This window comes from Herbiconiux sp. SALV-R1 (genome assembly GCF_013113715.1).
Taxonomy (GTDB): Bacteria; Actinomycetota; Actinomycetes; order Actinomycetales; family Microbacteriaceae; genus Herbiconiux.
In genome coordinates this window covers 1,692,578-1,709,809 of the sequence record NZ_CP053344.1, presented here as the reverse complement: position 1 = coordinate 1,709,809, position 17,232 = coordinate 1,692,578, and the positions used below count along the sequence as shown (strand labels likewise).

The window sequence follows — 17,232 nt, the reverse complement described above, 5'->3', positions numbered from 1 at the left end:
CGCGCGCTCGGCCGTGGCGCGCATCCGTCGATCTGTGGAGAACTCCCCGCAGCCGACGCTCGGGGGAGCACTCCCATCCGTCAGCCGAGGGCGTCGAGCCAGACCTTCCGGGCGTCGAGCGACTCCTGCAGCTCGGCGACCTTCTTGGAGTCGCCGGCGGCGCGGGCGTCGTCGATCTCGCGCTGCAGCTTCTCGATGGCCCCCGTGAGCTGCGAGGCGAGCCCCTCGGAGCGCGCCTTCTTCTCGGGGTTGCTGCGCTCCCAGTGCTCCTCGTCGAGCTTGCGCACGGCCGCCTCGACCTTGCGTAGGCGGTCTTCGACGACGCGCACCTGGTCGCGCGGGACCTTGCCGATCTCGTCCCAGCGGCGCTGGATCGAGGTGAGGGCCTCCCGGGCCTTCGTGCGGTCCTTCTCCTTGAGCAGCGGCTCGGCCTCGTCGAGCAGGGCGAGCTTCTGGGTGAGGTTCTCGCCGAACTCCTGGTCGTCGCGGGCGACGACCTCGGTGCGGGCTGTGTAGAGCACGTCGCCGGCGGCCTTGAACCTGTCCCACAGGGCGTCGTCGTACTTCTTGCCGGCGCGGCCGGTCGACTTCCACTCGGCGAGCAGGTCGCGGTAGGCGGGGATGCCGTCGGCGCCGCGCGGGGCGAGCGCCTCGGCGCGCTCCACCAGGGCCTGCTTGCGGGTGCGCGCGTCGCGGTGCACCTGGTCGAGCTCGGCGAAGAAGGCCTTGCGCTGGGTCTCGAGCGAGGTGCGGGCGTCGCGGAAACGCTTCCACAGCTCCTGCGCCTCGGCGCGCGGGAGGCGGGGGCCGTTCTGCTGGTGCTGTTGCCAGCGGGAGAACAGCTCGTCGATCTTCGCCGTGACCGACTTCCACTGCGCCTTCGCCGGGTCGTGCGCGGCGAGCGTCTCGATCTCGGTGACGATCGCGGTGCGCTCGGCGATGGCCCCGGCGAGGTTCGCCTGGGCCTCGGCCGACTGCTGCTCGGTGATCTCGCTCACGGTGGAGGAGAGCGCCTCGAGCCGCGTGCGGAGGGAGGCGAGGTCACCGACGGCGTTGGCCGACTCGACCGAGGAGGTGAGCGAGGCGACGGCCTTCGCGATGTCGGCGGCGGGGGCGCCGCGCTTGGCGCGCTGCTCGAGCAGCGTCACCTGGCCGGCGAGGTCGGTGTACTTGCGCTCGAAGTAGGCGAGCGCCTCCTCCTGCGAGCCGTCGGGGTACTGGCCCACGAGTCGCTCGACGCCGGCCTCGATGACGTAGACGGAGCCGTCGTCGTCGACTCGTCCCCACGGGTGCTGTTCACTAACGGTCACGGAACCATTCCTGTCGACGATGTCTGGAGTACGGGCACAAGCCTATTGCACGAGCTCGGCGGCGGTCACGGGTGGTCTCTGCCCGATGCGCCACCGCATCCCGCCGCGGCGGTCGTCACTGCACGGTGACGCCGGTGATGACGGCGGAGGCGGCGGGCTTGCCGTCGGTCGAGCCGTCGGCGGTGCCCGCGGCGATCACGCCCGACTCGAGCGCGTCGAGCCCGGAGGTGACCTTGCCGATGACGGTGTAGCCGCCGGCGCTGTCGGCACCGAGCGTGGTGTCGTCGTAGACGATGAAGAACTGGCTGCCCATGCTGTAGCCGTTGCCGCCCTGGCGCGCCATCGCGATCGTTCCGGCCGGGTATACGTTGTCGGCCGGCGCGTTCTCGACGGGCCCGTAGCTGTAGCCCGGGCCGCCCGTGCCGGTGCCGGTGGGGTCGCCGCACTGCAGCACGAAGAGGCCGCTCGTGGTGAGGCGGTGGCACGAGGTGCCGGTGAAGAAGCCGTCCTGGGTCTGGGAGATGAAGGCCGAGACGGCCTGGGGCGCGGCGGCGCCGTCGAGCTCGATGCCGAGCGGGATGTCGTTGATGGTGAGCGTGCCCGTCCAGGTGCGGTCTTCGGCGAGGGTCGCCGGGGGCACGTCGCCGGTGTTCTGGCCGGCCGCGTCGTCGCCCTCGGCAGGAGCATCCGTCGCCGCCGGAGTGGATGTGGGCGCGGGGGAGGCCACGGGCGACCCGGGCCCGCCGTCGAAGTAGAAGATCTGCGCCGCAGTGACGCCGGCGATCACGAGCACGACGGCGGCACCGGCGATGATGTTGTCGCGCACCCGGCGACGGATGCGCTCACCGTGCGCCTGCTGCCTGGCCTGGTAGTCCCTCAGTCGGGTGCGTGCCTCACGCGCAGCGCGCTCCTGATTGCTGGGTGCCACTGGTCCTCCATAGGTGTGCGTGCGACCGCCGCTGTCGGCGCCTCACAGTACCCTAGACGCATGGCCTCTCAGCAACCGGGACTCCACTCCGGAGCAGTCCCGCTGGCCGTGCGCATGCGCCCGCGCTCGCTCGACGAGGTGGCCGGTCAGAAGCACCTTCTGCGCCCCGGCTCGCCCCTGGTGAACCTCGCCTCCGACAAGGGGGGCACGAGCGGTTCGGTCTCCGTCATTCTCTGGGGCCCTCCCGGCACGGGCAAGACCACCCTGGCGCAGGCCATCGCCCACTCCTCGGGCCGCAAGTTCGTCGAGCTCTCGGCCGTGACCGCGGGTGTCAAAGACGTGCGCCAGGTGATGGAGGAGGCGTTCCGCAACCGCGACCTCTACGGCCTGTCGACCGTGCTCTTCCTCGACGAGATCCATCGCTTCACCAAGGCCCAGCAGGATGCTCTGCTCCCGGGGGTCGAGAACGGCTGGGTCATCCTGGTCGCGGCCACCACCGAGAACCCCTCCTTCTCCGTCATCTCACCGCTGCTCTCACGCTCGCTGCTGCTCACGCTCGAGCAGCTCACCGACGACGACCTCGGGGTGCTCCTCGACCGTGCGGTGACGGATGCGCGGGGTCTGGCCGGCAAGGTCACGCTCGATCCCGAGGCGCGGGCGGCGATCATCCGCATGGCGTCGGGCGACGCGCGGCGGGCGCTGACCGCGCTCGAGGCGTCGGCGGCGACGGCGCTGGCCGCCACCGACCCCGACGACGAAGACGACGACGACTCCGGAGTCGACTCGGTCGAGCTCGAGCCGCCGCTCATCACCCCCGAGATCCTCGAGCAGTCGGTCGACCGCGCGCTGCTGCGCTACGACCGCAACGGCGACGAGCACTACGACGTCATCAGCGCCTTCATCAAATCGGTGCGCGGTTCCGACGTCGACGCAGCGCTGCACTACCTCGCCCGCATGTTCGAGGCGGGCGAAGACCCGCGCTTCATCGCGCGGCGGGTCATCATCCTCGCCTCCGAAGACATCGGCATCGCCGACCCGCAGGCGCTGCCCATCGCCGTCGCCGCGGCCGAGGCGGTGCAGATGATCGGCATGCCCGAGGGGCGCATCCCGCTCGCCGAGGCCGTGGTCTACCTCGCCACCGCGCCGAAGTCGAACGCGTCCTACATGGGCATCAACGCGGCGATCGCCGATGTGAAGGCCGGCAGGTTCGGGCGGGTGCCGAAGCACCTGCGCGACGCCCACTACGCCGGGGCGAAACGGCTGGGGCACGGCAAGGGCTACAAGTACCCGCACGACGACGCGCTCGGGGTGGTGCGCCAGGAGTACCTGCCCGACGAATTGCGCGGCACCACGTACTACACGCCCACCGATCACGGGCACGAGCGCGAGGTGTCGGCACGCCTGGCGAAACTCCGCGACATCACGCGGGGAAAGCAGAATTAGCGGCATCCGCTGTGCTAGTCTTGTCGACGCCTAATCAGCGTCTATTCGGAGCGGCTGCCGATCGACGTTCGATGACGGGACAGCGCTCTTTAGCCGAGCCACCCGGCGAATCCCTCTTACTTGGACTCCTGTGGAGTCAGGCGCACGCCTGTGCGCACATTCATCTCGTAAGAACTCATACCGAAAGGACGTAAGTGGCTACCAAGTCGCGTACGCGCAGCAAGACCCGCCTCTCCCGGGCGCTCGGCATCCCCCTCACCCCGAAGGCGGCCAAGTACCTCGAGAAGCGCCCCTACGCTCCCGGCGAGCACGGCCGCACCAAGCGCAAGCAGGACAGCGACTACGCCGTCCGTCTGCGCGAGAAGCAGCGCCTGCGCGCTCAGTACGGCATCCGCGAGAAGCAGCTGAAGATCGCCTTCGAAGAGGCCCGCCGCACCAAGGGCCTGACCGGTGAGAACCTGGTCGAGCTCCTCGAGATGCGTCTCGACGCCCTCGTGCTCCGCGCCGGCTTCGCCCGCACCACCGCCCAGGCCCGTCAGATGGTCGTGCACCGTCACATCCTGGTCGACGGCCAGCTGGTCGACCGCCCCTCCTTCCGCGTGAAGCCGGGTCAGCTCATCCACGTGAAGACCCGCTCCGAGGGCACCGAGCCGTTCCAGGTCGCCGCTGCCGGCGGTCACGTCGACGTGCTGCCGAAGACCCCGGCCTACCTCGAGGTCGAGCTCGACAAGCTCCAGGCGCGCCTCGTGGCCCGCCCGAAGCGCGCCCAGGTTCCCGTGACCTGCGAAGTGCAGCTCGTGGTCGAGTACTACGCGGCTCGCTGATCGGCGAACGCGCGACATACTAGAGAGCGGGTCACCCCACGGGTGGCCCGCTTTCGTCGTCTTCAGAGAGGCAGACCTTCCATGACCGGTGGAGACATCGCAGGCTTGATCGCGGCAGGCGTGTTCGCCGTACTCGTGGGGCTGCTCGCCATCCCGCTGGTGAAGCTCGGCGGCGTGTTCGACCAGACCCGCGACTCGATCAAAGACGTCAGCGACGGCATCACCCCCATCCTCAGCGAGTCGACGGCGACCGTGCAGGAGGCGAACAAGCAGCTCGCCCGGGTCGACGCCATCACCCGCAACGTCGAAGAGGTCACGGGCAACGTCTCCTCGCTCGTGGCCCTGTTCGCCGCCTCCGTCGGCGGCCCGCTCATCAAGCTCGCCTCCTTCAGCGCCGCCGTGCGCGCCGGCATCCTCAGCTTCCGCGCCGCCGACCGCGTCGCCGACGCCGCCTCCTCGAAGCCCACCCGATCGCTCAAGAAGCCGAAGCGCTCGTCGCACTAAACTGGTCGGGAGGCTCCGGCCCCCGAGACGAACGAGGAGAACACAATGAAGAAGGCTCTGTGGCTGATCGCCGGGATCGGCATCGGATTCCTGGTGGCGCACCAGTTCAACCAGACCAAGAGCGGCAAGGAGTTCTTCGCCGAGTTCGACAAGAAGGCCAAGGAGTTCAGCGACTCGCTGGTCGACGGCTACCGCGAGCGCGAGGCCGAGCTGCGGTCGGCGATCGCCGACGCGGGCGACAAGGTCTCCAAGATCGCCAAGTGACCCCTCACGACCCGCCGGGCGCCCACGCGCCGGCGGGTCGCGTTCGTTCCACCCCCTGACGCCCCTGAGGACCCCCGACACCCATGTACACCGCTGACATCCGCTCCCGCTGGCTCGACTTCTTCGGCGACCGGGGCCACACCGTGGTCCCCTCCGCGTCGCTCGTGAGCGAAGACCCCTCGCTGCTGTTCACCGTCGCGGGCATGGTGCCGTTCATCCCCTACCTCTCGGGTCTGGTTCCCGCGCCGTATCCGCGTGCCACGAGCGTGCAGAAGTGCATCCGCACCCTCGACATCGAAGAAGTCGGCAAGACCACCCGGCACGGCACCTTCTTCCAGATGAACGGCAACTTCTCGTTCGGCGACTACTTCAAAGAAGGCGCCATCGGCTACGCCTGGGAGCTGCTCACGACGAGCGAGTCCGACGGCGGCCTCGGCTTCGCCGAACGCGACCTCTGGGTCACCGTCTACGAAGACGACGACGAGGCGATCGACATCTGGAAGCGGGTCGCCGGTCTTCCGGATGCGCGCATCCAGCGCCGCGACAAAGAAGACAACTACTGGTCGACCGGCCAGCCCGGCCCCGCCGGCCCCTGCTCGGAGATCTACTTCGACCGCGGCCCCGGTTACGGCATCGAAGGCGGACCGGTGGCCGACGAGAACCGCTACATCGAGATCTGGAACCTCGTCTTCATGCAGTACCTCCGCGGCGAGGGCACCTCGAAGACCGACTTCGAGATCCTCGGCGAGCTGCCGCGCAAGAACATCGACACCGGCATGGGCCTCGAGCGCGTCGCCTTCCTCAAGCAGGGCGTCGAGAACCTCTACGAGATCGACCAGGTGCGCCCCGTGCTCGACCGCGCCGCCGAGCTCTCGGGCCGCCGCTACGGCGCCCACCACGACGACGACGTGCGGATGCGCGTGGTCGCCGACCACGTGCGCAGCGCTCTCATGCTGATGAGCGACGGCGTCACCCCGTCGAACGAGGGCCGCGGCTACATCCTCCGTCGCCTGCTCCGCCGCACCGTGCGCTCGATGCGCCTGCTCGGCGTCGACACCGCCACCATGCCGGAGCTCCTCACCGCCTCGCGCGACGCAATGAAGGCGGCCTACCCCGAGGTCGAGCGCGACTACGACCGCATCTCGCGCGGCGCCTACGCCGAGGAGGAGTCGTTCCTCCGCACCCTGGCGGGCGGCACCGCCATCCTCGATCTCGCCGTGAGCGAGACCAGGTCGGGCGGCGCAGAGGTGCTGCCCGGCGACACCGCGTTCCTCCTGCACGACACCTACGGCTTCCCGATCGACCTCACCCTCGAGATCGCCGAGGAGTCGGGCATCACGGTCGACCGCGTGGCGTTCGAGTCGCTCATGGCCGAGCAGAAGCAGCGCGCGAAGGCCGACGCCAAGGCGAAGAAGCTCGGCATCACCGACCTCAGCGTCTACAGCCCGTTCCGCGCCGTCGGCGAGACGGTCTTCCGTGGCTACGACGAGCTCGAGGCCGAGTCGTCGGTGCTCGGCCTCATCGTCGACGGGGTCTCCGTCACCAGCGCCGTCGCCGGCGAGCAGGTCGAGGTCATCGTCGCCGAGACCGCGCTCTGGGCCGAGTCGGGCGGGCAGGAGGCCGACGCCGGCACCATCGTGGGTGACGGCTTCGAGCTCACCGTGCTCGACGTGCAGAAGCCCGTGAAGGGGCTCGTGAGCCACCGGGCCGAGGTGACGAGCGGCCAGATCGCCGTGGGCGACCTCGCCCGCACCGTGGTCGACGCGAGCTGGCGCCGCGGCGCCACCCAGGCGCACTCGGCCACCCACCTCATCCACGCCGCCCTCCGCCAGACCCTCGGTGAGCAGGCGCATCAGGCGGGCTCCTACAACAAGGCCGGCTACATGCGCCTCGACTTCTCGTGGAACCAGCCGCTCTCGGCCGACACCCGCACCGAGATCGAGGAGATCGCGAACCAGGCCATCCGCGACGACCTCGAGGTGGTCACCCGCGAACTGCCCATCGACGAAGCGCGCTCGATGGGGGCCATGGCGTTGTTCGGCGAGAAGTACGGCGACATCGTGCGCATGGTCGACATCGGCGGCCCCTTCTCGCGCGAGCTCTGCGCCGGCACCCACGTGGCGTCGAGCGCGCAGATCGGCCTGATCAACCTGCAGGGAGAGTCGTCGATCGGCTCGACCAACCGCCGCGTCGAAGCCCTGGTGGGGCTCGAGGCCTTCCGCGAGTTCGCCGCCGAGCGCGCTCTGGTGGCCCAGCTCACCTCCTCGCTCAAGGCGCCGCGCGACGAGATCGCCGCGCGCATCGCCGATCTGAGCGCCAACCTGAAGGCCGCCGAGAAGAAGATCGCCGCCTTCGAGGCCGGGCAGCTCACCACCCGCATCCCGGGGATCGCCCAGTCGGCCCGCGCGGTCGGCTCCGTCACCCTGGTCGCCGAGAACGTGGGCGAGCTGGGTTCGGCCGACGACGTGCGTCAGCTCGCCACCGGCGTGCGCGAAGCCCTCGTGTCGGGCGGTTCGGCCGCCGCCGTGGTGGCCCTCGCCGCCGTCGCGGGCGGCAAGCCCGTGGTGATCGTCGCGACCACCGACGGTGCCCGCGCTGCCGGCGCCAAGGCCGGAGCCCTCGCGAAGCTCGCCGCCGGCGTGCTCGGCGGCGGTGGCGGTGGCAAAGACGACCTCGCCCAGGGCGGCGGCGCCGATGCCTCCGCCATTCCGGCAGCCCTCGAGGCCATCGCGAACGCGGTGGCGGGGTAGGCCCGCTTGGGTCGGGAGAGGAGCGGATGCGCACCGGAGTCAGGATCGGGATCGACGTGGGCAAGGCCCGCATCGGTGTGGCGCGCACCGACTTCCACGGAATGCTGGCCACCCCGGTCGAGACGGTGCCGAGGAGCGGGGAGAAGGATGCGGGGGCCGACCTGGCGCGCATCCGGAGCATCGCCGACGAGCTCGATCCGATCGAGTTCGTCGTGGGCCTGCCGCTGTCGATGAGCGGCACCGAGACCGCCTCGACGCAGGATGCGCGCGACTTCGCCGAACGGCTCGCCGCCTCAGGCGACGTGCCCGTGCGGATGGTCGACGAGCGCCTCACGACGGTGTCGGCCCAATCGGCGCTGCACCGCAGTGGCCGCACTACTCGGAGCTCCCGCTCCGTGATCGATCAGGTGGCCGCGGTTATACTCGTGCAGCACGCTCTCGACTCGGAGCGTGCCTCGGGACAGCCGCCCGGCATCCTCATCGACCCGAATGAAGGAAGTGTCCGTGACTGACCGCCAGCCACCCACCGACCACCCGTTCGCCGAGTTCTTCCGCAACGATGCGGCACCGGCGCAACGCACCGCCCAGCCCTCCTCGCGCCGCGACGCCCGTGGCGGCTCCGGCTCGCGGGGCACCCGCCACCGCGGCTCGTCGTCGGGCGGAGGCGGCCGCAAGCGCCCCCGCTGGGTGGTGCCGCTCATCACCACCGTGGTGATCGTCGGCCTCCTCGGCGGCGCCGGCGTGTTCCTGTTCAACACCTTCGGCTCGCAGGTGCAGACGCTGCTGGCCGGCAACCAGGTCGAGGACTACGAGGGCAGCGGCACCGGCGAGGTGATGTTCGTCGTGAACGACGGCGACTTCGGCGAGACCATCGGCGACAACCTCGCCGCCGCCGGCGTGGTGAAGAGCTCGGCCGCGTTCTACGACCTGCTGCTGAAGCAAGACCCGGCGCCCGTGTTCCAGACGGGAACCTTCAAGCTCGCCGAGCAGATGAGCGCGCAGTCGGCGCTCGACGCCCTGCAGAACCCCGACAACAAGGTCGACTTCACGGTCACCATCCCCGAGGGCTCGAGCGCGAAGGGCATCTACCAGGAGCTCTCCGAGGTCACCGGCCTCCCGGTCTCCGACTTCGAGGCCGTGGGCGCGAACTGGGCGGCGCTCGGCGTTCCCGCCGAGGCACCCAGCATCGAGGGCTTCCTCTTCCCGGCGACCTACGTGTTCCAGCCGGGCGACGACGCCACCACCATGATCACGACCATGGTGAACCGCACCTTCCAGTCGCTCGACGCCGCGGGGGTCGCCCCCGAAGACCGGTTCAAGGTGATCACCCTCGCCGCCCTCATCCAGAAGGAGGCCGGCAGCGTCGAAGACATGGCGAAGGTCTCCCGCGTGTTCACCAACCGCCTGAACGCGGGCTGGAACATGGAGTCGGATGCGACGATCGCTTACGGCGCCGGCCACAGCCGGGTCGAGACCACGCAGGCCGAGCGCGAAGACCCGAGCAACATCTACAACACCTACCTCTACCCGGGGCTGCCCGCCGGGCCCATCTCGAACCCCGGTGACGACGCCATCAACGCGGCGATCCACCCGGCCGACGGGCCCTGGTTCTTCTTCGTGACCGTCGACCTCGACACCGGCGAGACCGTGTTCTCGGAGACCGCCGACGAGCACGCCGCCGCGGTGGAGCGACTTCAGGAATGGTGGGCGGCTCACCCCGAGATCGAGTAGGTTCCAGGGCATGACACCGACGTACCTCGACGACGAGACCGACCGTCTGCACGTGCCGCACCGCTTCGCCGTGCTCGGCTCGCCGATCGCGCACTCGCGGTCGCCGCTGCTCCACCGCACCGCCTACTCGGTGCTCGGGCTGCCTTGGCAGTACGAGGCCGTCGAGGTCGATTCGGATGCTCTGGCCGGCTTCGTCGAGCGGCTCACCCCGCCCTGGCGCGGGCTGTCTCTGACGATGCCGCTCAAGGAGACGATCATCCCGCTGCTCGACTCGGTCGACGCGGTGGCGACGACCGCGGGTGGAGTGAACACCGTGCTGGTCACCTTCGACGACGGCCGGCGCCGTCTCGAGGGCTTCAACACCGACGTCTACGGCATCCGTGAATGTCTGGTGCGCGGCGGGATACCCGCCGTGAAGTCGGCGATGGTGGTCGGCGGGGGAGCGACTGCCCGCTCGACGGTGGTGGCGCTCGCACAACTCGGCGCCGAGCACGTCGACATCGTGCTGCGGAGCCCTGACAAGGCTGCGTCGGTGGTGGAGTCTGCGCGCGCTGCGGGCCTCAGCCGCACGGTGGTGGCGCTGCACGACCGCGACGCCGTGGCGGCGCTCGAGCCCGATCTCACGGTGTCGACGCTCCCCGGAGGCGCAGGTGTCTCGGCTCGCTTCACAGGCACCCCCGCGCTGAGGGCGCCGTTGCTCGACGTGGCCTACCACCCGTGGCCGAGCGAGCTCGGAGTGCTCTGGGGTGCCGCCGGCAGCACGGTCATCCCCGGCCTGACCATGCTGGTGCACCAGGCGGTCGCCCAGTTGCGCATCTTCGTCCACGGCGACCCCCTGGTGAAGATCGACGGCGAAGACCGGATGACCGCGGCGCTGCTGGAGGCCGTCGCCTCCTGAGCCCGGCTGGCACGACGGGTGCGGCCGTTGTGGAAAGATCGTAGTCATGCTCCGTTGGCTCACCGCCGGCGAGTCCCACGGTCAAGAACTCATCGCGATCGTCGAAGGCCTCCCGTCCGGCATCCCCGTCACCCTCGATCACCTCCGTGCCGATCTGGCGCGCCGCAAACTCGGCTACGGCCGCGGTGCCCGCATGAAGTTCGAGCAGGACGAGCTGGCGATGACCGGCGGCGTCGTGCACGGCAAGACGCTCGGCAGCCCCGTCGCCGTCCGTATCGGCAACACCGAGTGGCCGAAGTGGACCGAGGTCATGGGTGTCGATCCGCTCGAGGAGGAGCTCCCCGGCCGCGGGCGCAGCGCGCCCCTCACCCGCCCCCGGCCCGGTCACGCCGACCTCGTGGGCATGCAGAAGTACGACTTCGACGAGGCCCGCCCCATCCTCGAGCGCGCGAGCGCCCGCGAGACCGCTGCGCGCGTGGCGCTGGGTGCCGTGGCGAAGGCGTTCCTCGGCGAGCTGGGCATCCGTCTGGTGAGCCACACCCTCGCCATCGGCCCGGTGCGCGTTCCCGACGGCAGCCGGCTGCCGCTGCCCGGCGACGTCGACGCGCTCGACGCCGACCCGGTGCGCTGCTTCGACGAGGCCACCAGCGCGCTCATGGTCGCCGAGATCGACGACGCCCACAAGGAGGGCGACACCCTCGGCGGGGTCGTCGAGGTGCTCGCCTACGGGCTGCCCCCGGGCCTCGGCTCGCACGTGCACTGGGACCGCCGGCTCGACTCGCGCCTGGCCGCCGCACTCATGGGCATCCAGGCGATCAAGGGCGTCGAGGTCGGCGACGGCTTCGAGACCACTCGCCGCCGCGGCTCGGCCGCGCACGACGAGCTCTACCGCCAGGGCGACGAGATCACCCGCGCCACCGACCGCGCGGGAGGCACGGAGGGCGGCATGTCGACCGGCACCGTGCTGCGCGTGCGCGCCGGCATGAAGCCGATCGCCACGGTGCCGCACGCCCTGCACACCATCGACGTCGCGACCGGCGAAGACGCTGCGGCGCACCATCAGCGCTCCGACGTGTGCGCCGTGCCCGCGGCGGGCGTGGTGGCCGAGGCGATGACGGCGCTCGTGCTGGCCGATGCGGTGCTCGAGAAGTTCGGCGGCGACTCGGTCGGCGAGACCCGCCGCAACCTCGAGTCGTACCTCGCCGCCATTCCCGAGGCGCTGCGCACCGGCGTCGCCCGCGCATGAAGCTCGTGCTGATCGGGCCGCCGGCCGCGGGCAAGACCCGCATCGGCAAGCGGGTGGCGCGACTGCTCGACCTGCCGTTCGTCGACACCGACAAGCTCGTGGTCGCCGAGCACGGGCCGATCGCCGACATCTTCACCGAGCACGGCGAGCCGCACTTCCGGGCCCTCGAGCGCGCCGCGGTCGTGCAGGCTCTCGAGACCGATGCCGTCGTGTCGTTTGGGGGCGGGGCCGTTCTCGACGCGGAGACCCAGGCCGATCTCGAGGGCCTGCCGGTGCTCCTGCTCACCGTGCAGCCGCACGCCGTCGCCGCACGCCTCGGCAACGGCAAGCGCCCGCTGGCCGGCGACCTCGACGCCTGGAGCGCACTCTTCGAGTCGCGCCGCGAGTTGTACCACCGCCTCGCCGGGCACGTCATCGACAGCACCGACCGGCCGGCCGACGAGGTGGCCGAGGAGATCGCGGCGTGGGCTCGCGAGCAGTTCCGCGCATCCGTCATCGACCTGGAGGGCGGCGCCCGATGAGCTCCGACGTCACCACCATCACCGTCACGGGCGAGTCGGGCTACGACGTGCTCGTCGGCCGCGGCATTCTCGGCCGTGTCGCCGAGGGGCTGGGCCCCGCCGTCGCGAAGGTGCTGATCGTGCACCCGCCCACCCTGGGTGCGGCGGCGGCCGAGCTCCGCGAGTCGCTGCTCGACCGCTACGAGGTCTTGCTCGCCGAGATCCCGGATGCGGAGGCCGGCAAACGGGTCGAGGTCGCCGCCTTCTGCTGGCAAGTCATGGGGCAGGCCGACTTCACCCGCACCGACGCCGTCATCGGCTTCGGCGGCGGTGCGGTCACCGACCTCGCGGGCTTCGTCGCGGCGACCTGGTTGCGTGGGGTCACGCTCGTGCAGGCGCCCACGACGCTGCTCGGCATGGTCGACGCGGCGGTCGGCGGCAAGACCGGCATCAACACGAACGAGGGCAAGAACCTCGTCGGGGCGTTCTACGCGCCGAGCCTCGTGGTGGCCGACCTCGACCTGCTGCGCGGGCTCGCCCGCAACGAGATCCTCGCGGGCTTCGGCGAGGTAGTGAAGTGCGGGCTCATCGCGGAGCCCGAGATCCTCGACATCATCGAGGCCGACGTCGACCGCGCGACCGACCCCGGGAGCGACGAGCTGCGCCGCCTCATCGAGCTCTCGATCGCCGTCAAGGCGCGGGTGGTGTCGAGCGACTTCAAGGAGGCCGGGCTCCGCGAGATCCTCAACTTCGGCCACACCCTCGGTCATGCCATCGAGCACGCCGAGCGCTACCAGTGGCGCCATGGAGCCGCCGTCGCCGTGGGCATGATGTTCGCCGCCGAGCTCAGCCGGCTCACCGGGCGCCTGCCCGACGAGGTGGTCGACCGCACCCGGCGCATCCTCGAGTCGCTCAGCCTGCCGACCTCGTACCCCGCGGGCCGCTGGCCGACCCTGCTCGCCACCATGCAGCGCGACAAGAAGACGCGCGGCAGCATGCTGCGCTTCATCGTGCTCGACGACCTGGCACGGCCCACCGTGCTGCAGGGCCCCGAGACCTCGCTGCTGTTCGCCGCCTACCAAGAGATCGCCTCCTAGGAGTCAGCATGTCGACAGTCCTCGTGCTCAACGGCCCCAACCTCGGTCGCCTGGGCAGCCGTGAGCCCGACGTCTACGGCTCGCAAGACCTTCCCGCCCTCGAGCGGTTGCTGGTGGCGGATGCCGTCGGCCGCATCCAGGTCGACCTCCGTCAGACCAACGACGAGGCCGAGCTCATCTCGTGGCTGTACGAGGCGGTCGACACCGGGTCGCCCGTCATCCTGAACCCCGCCGCCTTCACCCACTACTCGTACGCGCTGCGCGACGCGGCGGCGCTGGTCACCAAGGCGGGGGTGCCGCTCATCGAGGTGCACATCTCGAACCCGCACGCGCGGGAGACGTTCCGGCACACGAGCGTCATCTCGGCGGTGGCCTCGGGGGTGGTCGCGGGCTTCGGGTTCACCTCGTACCGCCTGGCGCTGCACTCCCTCCTGCTGCCCGGCGACTGAGCCGGTACACTCTTTCAGGGCCGAAACACCGGTCTGACCTTCTTCTCCATTCGAAACGGACTTCCTTTTACATGGCTTCAACGAACGACATCAAGAACGGCACCGTGCTGAGCATCGACGGTCAGCTCTGGAACGTGATCGAGTTCCAGCACGTCAAGCCGGGCAAGGGCGGTGCGTTCGTGCGCACCAAGATCAAGAACGTCGTCACCGGCAAGGTCGTCGACCGCACCTTCAACGCCGGCGCGAAGATCGACACGGCGAACGTCGATCGCCGCGACTTCCAGTACCTCTACAAAGACGGCGACGACTTCGTCTTCATGGACTCGACCGACTACGACCAGGTCACCATCGGCTCGGCCATCGTGGGCGACGCCGCCAACTTCATGCTCGAGAACCAGGGCGTCACCGTCGCGCTCAACGAGGGCAACCCGCTCTACATCGAGCTGCCCGCCTCCGTCGTGCTCGAGATCACCTACACCGAGCCCGGCCTCCAGGGCGACCGTTCCACCGGTGGCACGAAGCCCGCCACCGTCGAGACCGGCTACCAGATCCAGGTGCCGCTGTTCCTCGAGACCGGCACGAAGGTCAAGGTCGACACCCGCACGGGCGACTACCTCGGTCGCGTCAACTAGTCCGGCGCGTCGATGAGTTCACGCACGAAGGCCCGTAAGCGGGCCCTCGACATCCTCTACGCCGCCGACGTGCGGCAGATCCCGATCGCCGAGGCGCTTGCCGCCGAGGCGGCCCGGGCGGTGGGGGAGCCCGACCGGCAGAACTCGTGGCTGTACGCCCGCGAGATCGTCGATGGCGTGGTCGACAACTTCGACGAGATCGACGAGACCATCGTGAGCTACGCCCACGGCTGGAGCATCGCGCGCATGCCCACGATCGACCGTGCGCTCCTGCGCATCGCGATCTGGGAGATCCTCTACAACGACGAGGTGCCCGCCGCGGTGGCGATCGCTGAGGCCGTCGAGGCCGCGAAGACCCTCTCCACCGACGAGTCCTCCGGCTTCATCAACGGCGTGCTCGGCAAGGTCGCCCAGTCGGCCTGACCCCTCCCGCCCACAGAGCGCCAAGTGCCCCCATCCCCGCCGGGAGGGGGCACTTCGCGCTTAGTCGGCGCCCGTCGGGCGACGGATGCGCGGGGCGAGAAGGCGCGAAGTGCCCCCATCCCGGGCGGGAGGGGGCACTTCGCGTTCTGTCGGCGCGCGTCGGGCGACGGGGTCAGGCGCGGGCGCGGCGGCGGCGGATGCGCGTGGCCGCGACGGCGCCGACGCCGGCGGCGAGGAGGGCGAGTACGCCCGCTGCCACCGGGAGCGGGGCGGCGCCCGTGTTGGCGAGGGAGCTGCCGCCCGCCTCGTCACCCGGAGCCGGGGCCGGGGCCGGGCCGCCGGTGGGCGCGGGGGTGGGAGCCGCGGTCGGGTCGGGGGTGGGAACCGGGGTGGGCTCGGCGTCGACGTCGATCGCGAAGGCGGTGGTGGTGCCCGAGACCTCGTTGCCGACGAGCAGCATCGGGGCGCCGGTCGGCGACGACTCGGCCGAGACGAACGCGAGCCCCTCGGGGCCGAGGTCGCCGGAGCCCGACAGGGCCTCCGCCGACTCGGAGGGGTCGGCGATGGAGAAGTCGCGGTTGTTCACGTAGGTGACGAACGACGGCGCGGCGGGGTCGGTGATGTCGTAGACGATCACGCCGCCCACCCGCTCGAAGCCGATGAAGGCGTAGGTGTGCGAGCCGATGGTGCCGAGGGCGAGACCCTCGGGCTCCGGGCCCTTGTCGTCGCTGCGGTTGTCGAAGGCGACGTCGGTGTGGCTGGAGTTGAACGCCCCCTCGGGGAGCGCCGCGGCCGTGATCTCCTCGAAGTCGCTGCCCGAGTCGAACACGTGCGTGCCGTCGGCCGCCCAGATCGAGAACGAGCGCCCGCCGAAGGCGTACAGCTCGGAGTAGCAGCCCGCCTCGGTGTCGAAGCCGTTCGCCGTGGTGACGTTCAGGCGGCCGAGCTGCTCGTCGGTGACGTAGGGCGCGAGGTCGTCGCACACGGGCGCGAGTCCGTCGTCACCGAGGTCTTTGACACGGGCGACCTCGGAGTACCCCTCCCAGTCGCGGCTGTCGCCTTCGTTGGCCGAGACGATGTAGGTGGCGCCATCCGCCTCGTAGCTGCCGATCGCATCCGGCTGGTACATGCCGAGCACGGGCCACGTGGTGATGTTCACCATGCCGTCGCGGTCGGAGGCGTCGAACGGCGAGACCGAGAAGTCCTTGAAGCCGAGCGCGTGGATGTCGGTGACGGTCGCCGAGGCGACGTCGACCACGGCGAGCGCGTTGGCCTCCTGCAGCGACACCCAGGCGGTGCGGCCGTCGGCGGCCACGGTGATGTACTCGGGCTCGAGGTTCTCCGAGACCGGCATGGCCGAATCCTCGATGCCACCGAAGATACGGACGTCGGCAGGTAGGGTCTTGCTGCCGCCCGCCTCGAAGGCGTGGAAGTCGGCGGTGCGCACGGCGCTCTGAGCGGGAGCCGAGAGGCCCGCGGGGACCGCGATGACCGACACGGAGCCTTCAGGGTCGACCGAGTAGTCGTCGGCGGGCTCGGCCTCGTTGGCCACGAGCAGCGAACCGCCGTCGGGGGTGAAGGTGACCATGTCGGGGAGGGCGCCGACGCGCACGGCGCCGAGCGCGCTCGTGCCGTCGCCGGCGGCGTCGAAGAAGACCACCCAGCCGGCGTCGGTCTTCGGGTCGGCCTCGACCGCCACGGCGACGAGCCCGTCGGGGCGCACGGCAACGGAGTTGGCGACGGCATCGGCCGACACGGTCGACCCGTCGGCCGAGGCGACGCCCGCGGTGACGACGTCGAAGAGCTTCACGGGTGCCGACGGGTCGCTCAGGTCGAGCACCTCGACCACACCGGCCTGGGCGTTCACGACGAAGGCGCGCTTCGTGGCGGCGTGGAACTGCACGATCTCGGCGGCGCTCTCGTCGAACACCCGGGTCTCGTAGCTGCCGATCGGGCTCAGCGAGAGCTTCGCTTCGGGGGCGCTGTAGACGACGGGGTCGATCGAGATGGCGGCGTGCGCGGCGGTCGACGCGAACGCGACTCCGGCGAGGGTGGTGGCGGCGGTGAGCGCGGTGAGCGCGGCACGTCGGGCGAGCATGGGTCTCCTCGGTGTCGGGACAGGGGAATCTGCCCTCACCCGACAGCACGCGGGTGAACCGGTCGCGACCGCCAGGTGTCGCGCCGGTGAACACGCCCGCGCCCGACGCCCTGGTAGTGTGGTGGATGCACGAAA

The 17,232-nt window shown here is 70.5% G+C and carries 17 protein-coding genes; 14 read left to right on the top strand and 3 right to left on the bottom strand.

The genetic code is table 11. The features are described from left to right. Window positions 1-80: 80 nt before the first annotated feature. Together HL652_RS08250 and HL652_RS08245 are read right to left on the bottom strand one after the other, a co-directional pair. A complete protein-coding gene (locus tag HL652_RS08250; RefSeq protein ID WP_171704890.1) occupies window positions 81-1,310 on the bottom strand; it encodes a DUF349 domain-containing protein in 1,230 nt (409 codons plus the stop codon). A 115-nt stretch (window positions 1,311-1,425) separates the two neighbouring features. After that, on the bottom strand, window positions 1,426-2,238 hold the full coding sequence (locus HL652_RS08245; protein ID WP_171704889.1) for a peptidylprolyl isomerase: 813 nt from the start codon (window positions 2,236-2,238) through the stop codon (window positions 1,426-1,428). Window positions 2,239-2,298: 60 nt separating this feature from the next. Between HL652_RS08245 and HL652_RS08240 the strand changes: the two genes are divergently transcribed. The 14 genes from HL652_RS08240 (at window position 2,299) to nusB (ending at window position 14,999) form a co-directional block, all read left to right on the top strand. Beyond that, entirely contained in the window at window positions 2,299-3,681 is a 1,383-nt protein-coding gene (locus HL652_RS08240) for a replication-associated recombination protein A (RefSeq protein WP_171704888.1), read from the top strand. Between the two features lie 194 nt (window positions 3,682-3,875). Continuing rightward, a complete protein-coding gene (gene rpsD / locus HL652_RS08235; protein ID WP_171704887.1) occupies window positions 3,876-4,505 on the top strand; it encodes a 30S ribosomal protein S4 in 630 nt (209 codons plus the stop codon). An 81-nt stretch (window positions 4,506-4,586) separates the two neighbouring features. Beyond that, window positions 4,587-5,009 carry a DUF948 domain-containing protein gene (locus tag HL652_RS08230; protein ID WP_171704886.1) on the top strand — a complete coding sequence of 141 codons (423 nt, stop codon included), beginning with the start codon at window positions 4,587-4,589 and terminating at the stop codon, window positions 5,007-5,009. Between the two features lie 45 nt (window positions 5,010-5,054). Beyond that, the gene (locus tag HL652_RS08225; protein ID WP_171704885.1) at window positions 5,055-5,273 is read left to right on the top strand and encodes a hypothetical protein; all 219 of its coding nucleotides are present in this window, start codon (window positions 5,055-5,057) and stop codon (window positions 5,271-5,273) included. Between the two features lie 83 nt (window positions 5,274-5,356). Further along, window positions 5,357-8,023 (top strand): alanine--tRNA ligase, encoded by a 2,667-nt coding sequence (gene alaS, locus HL652_RS08220; RefSeq protein WP_171704884.1) that lies wholly within the window; start codon window positions 5,357-5,359, stop codon window positions 8,021-8,023. A 26-nt stretch (window positions 8,024-8,049) separates the two neighbouring features. Continuing rightward, a complete protein-coding gene (gene ruvX / locus HL652_RS08215; RefSeq protein ID WP_171704883.1) occupies window positions 8,050-8,535 on the top strand; it encodes a Holliday junction resolvase RuvX in 486 nt (161 codons plus the stop codon). Further along, window positions 8,528-9,754, top strand: a complete 1,227-nt coding sequence (gene mltG, locus HL652_RS08210) for an endolytic transglycosylase MltG (RefSeq protein WP_171704882.1) — start codon at window positions 8,528-8,530, stop codon at window positions 9,752-9,754. Before ruvX ends, mltG begins: the two co-directional genes overlap by 8 nt. 10 nt (window positions 9,755-9,764) lie before the next feature. Next, window positions 9,765-10,652 (top strand): shikimate dehydrogenase, encoded by an 888-nt coding sequence (locus tag HL652_RS08205; RefSeq protein ID WP_171704881.1) that lies wholly within the window; start codon window positions 9,765-9,767, stop codon window positions 10,650-10,652. Between the two features lie 46 nt (window positions 10,653-10,698). After that, window positions 10,699-11,898 (top strand): chorismate synthase, encoded by a 1,200-nt coding sequence (aroC, locus tag HL652_RS08200; RefSeq protein WP_171704880.1) that lies wholly within the window; start codon window positions 10,699-10,701, stop codon window positions 11,896-11,898. Then, on the top strand, window positions 11,895-12,419 hold the full coding sequence (locus HL652_RS08195) for a shikimate kinase (protein ID WP_171704879.1): 525 nt from the start codon (window positions 11,895-11,897) through the stop codon (window positions 12,417-12,419). The genes aroC and HL652_RS08195 overlap by 4 nt, the downstream gene beginning before the upstream one ends. Further along, window positions 12,416-13,495 carry a 3-dehydroquinate synthase gene (aroB, locus tag HL652_RS08190; RefSeq protein ID WP_171704878.1) on the top strand — a complete coding sequence of 360 codons (1,080 nt, stop codon included), beginning with the start codon at window positions 12,416-12,418 and terminating at the stop codon, window positions 13,493-13,495. Before HL652_RS08195 ends, aroB begins: the two co-directional genes overlap by 4 nt. An 8-nt stretch (window positions 13,496-13,503) precedes the next feature. Continuing rightward, window positions 13,504-13,944 (top strand): type II 3-dehydroquinate dehydratase, encoded by a 441-nt coding sequence (locus HL652_RS08185; protein ID WP_171704877.1) that lies wholly within the window; start codon window positions 13,504-13,506, stop codon window positions 13,942-13,944. Between the two features lie 71 nt (window positions 13,945-14,015). Then, the gene (gene efp, locus HL652_RS08180; protein WP_171704876.1) at window positions 14,016-14,576 is read left to right on the top strand and encodes an elongation factor P; all 561 of its coding nucleotides are present in this window, start codon (window positions 14,016-14,018) and stop codon (window positions 14,574-14,576) included. A 12-nt stretch (window positions 14,577-14,588) separates the two neighbouring features. Further along, window positions 14,589-14,999, top strand: coding sequence for a transcription antitermination factor NusB (gene nusB / locus HL652_RS08175; protein WP_171704875.1), 411 nt, complete (start codon window positions 14,589-14,591; stop codon window positions 14,997-14,999). A 172-nt stretch (window positions 15,000-15,171) separates the two neighbouring features. Here the strand turns inward: nusB and HL652_RS08170 are convergent, their stop codons facing one another. Then, the gene (locus tag HL652_RS08170) at window positions 15,172-17,097 is read right to left on the bottom strand and encodes a choice-of-anchor I family protein (protein WP_216604044.1); all 1,926 of its coding nucleotides are present in this window, start codon (window positions 17,095-17,097) and stop codon (window positions 15,172-15,174) included. Window positions 17,098-17,232: the final 135 nt, after the last annotated feature.

Bases quoted from the DNA above. Each gene is read 5' to 3' on its own strand.
- HL652_RS08240 (WP_171704888.1), top strand. From the start codon at position 2,299: ATGGCCTCTCAGCAACCGGGACTCCACTCCGGAGCAGTCCCGCTGGCC.
- HL652_RS08230 (WP_171704886.1), top strand. From the start codon at position 4,587: ATGACCGGTGGAGACATCGCAGGCTTGATCGCGGCAGGCGTGTTCGCC.
- HL652_RS08225 (WP_171704885.1), top strand. From the start codon at position 5,055: ATGAAGAAGGCTCTGTGGCTGATCGCCGGGATCGGCATCGGATTCCTG.
- alaS (WP_171704884.1), top strand. From the start codon at position 5,357: ATGTACACCGCTGACATCCGCTCCCGCTGGCTCGACTTCTTCGGCGAC.
- ruvX (WP_171704883.1), top strand. From the start codon at position 8,050: ATGCGCACCGGAGTCAGGATCGGGATCGACGTGGGCAAGGCCCGCATC.
- HL652_RS08205 (WP_171704881.1), top strand. From the start codon at position 9,765: ATGACACCGACGTACCTCGACGACGAGACCGACCGTCTGCACGTGCCG.
- aroC (WP_171704880.1), top strand. From the start codon at position 10,699: ATGCTCCGTTGGCTCACCGCCGGCGAGTCCCACGGTCAAGAACTCATC.
- HL652_RS08195 (WP_171704879.1), top strand. From the start codon at position 11,895: ATGAAGCTCGTGCTGATCGGGCCGCCGGCCGCGGGCAAGACCCGCATC.
- aroB (WP_171704878.1), top strand. From the start codon at position 12,416: ATGAGCTCCGACGTCACCACCATCACCGTCACGGGCGAGTCGGGCTAC.
- HL652_RS08185 (WP_171704877.1), top strand. From the start codon at position 13,504: ATGTCGACAGTCCTCGTGCTCAACGGCCCCAACCTCGGTCGCCTGGGC.
- efp (WP_171704876.1), top strand. From the start codon at position 14,016: ATGGCTTCAACGAACGACATCAAGAACGGCACCGTGCTGAGCATCGAC.
- nusB (WP_171704875.1), top strand. From the start codon at position 14,589: ATGAGTTCACGCACGAAGGCCCGTAAGCGGGCCCTCGACATCCTCTAC.
- HL652_RS08170 (WP_216604044.1), bottom strand. From the start codon at position 17,097: ATGCTCGCCCGACGTGCCGCGCTCACCGCGCTCACCGCCGCCACCACC.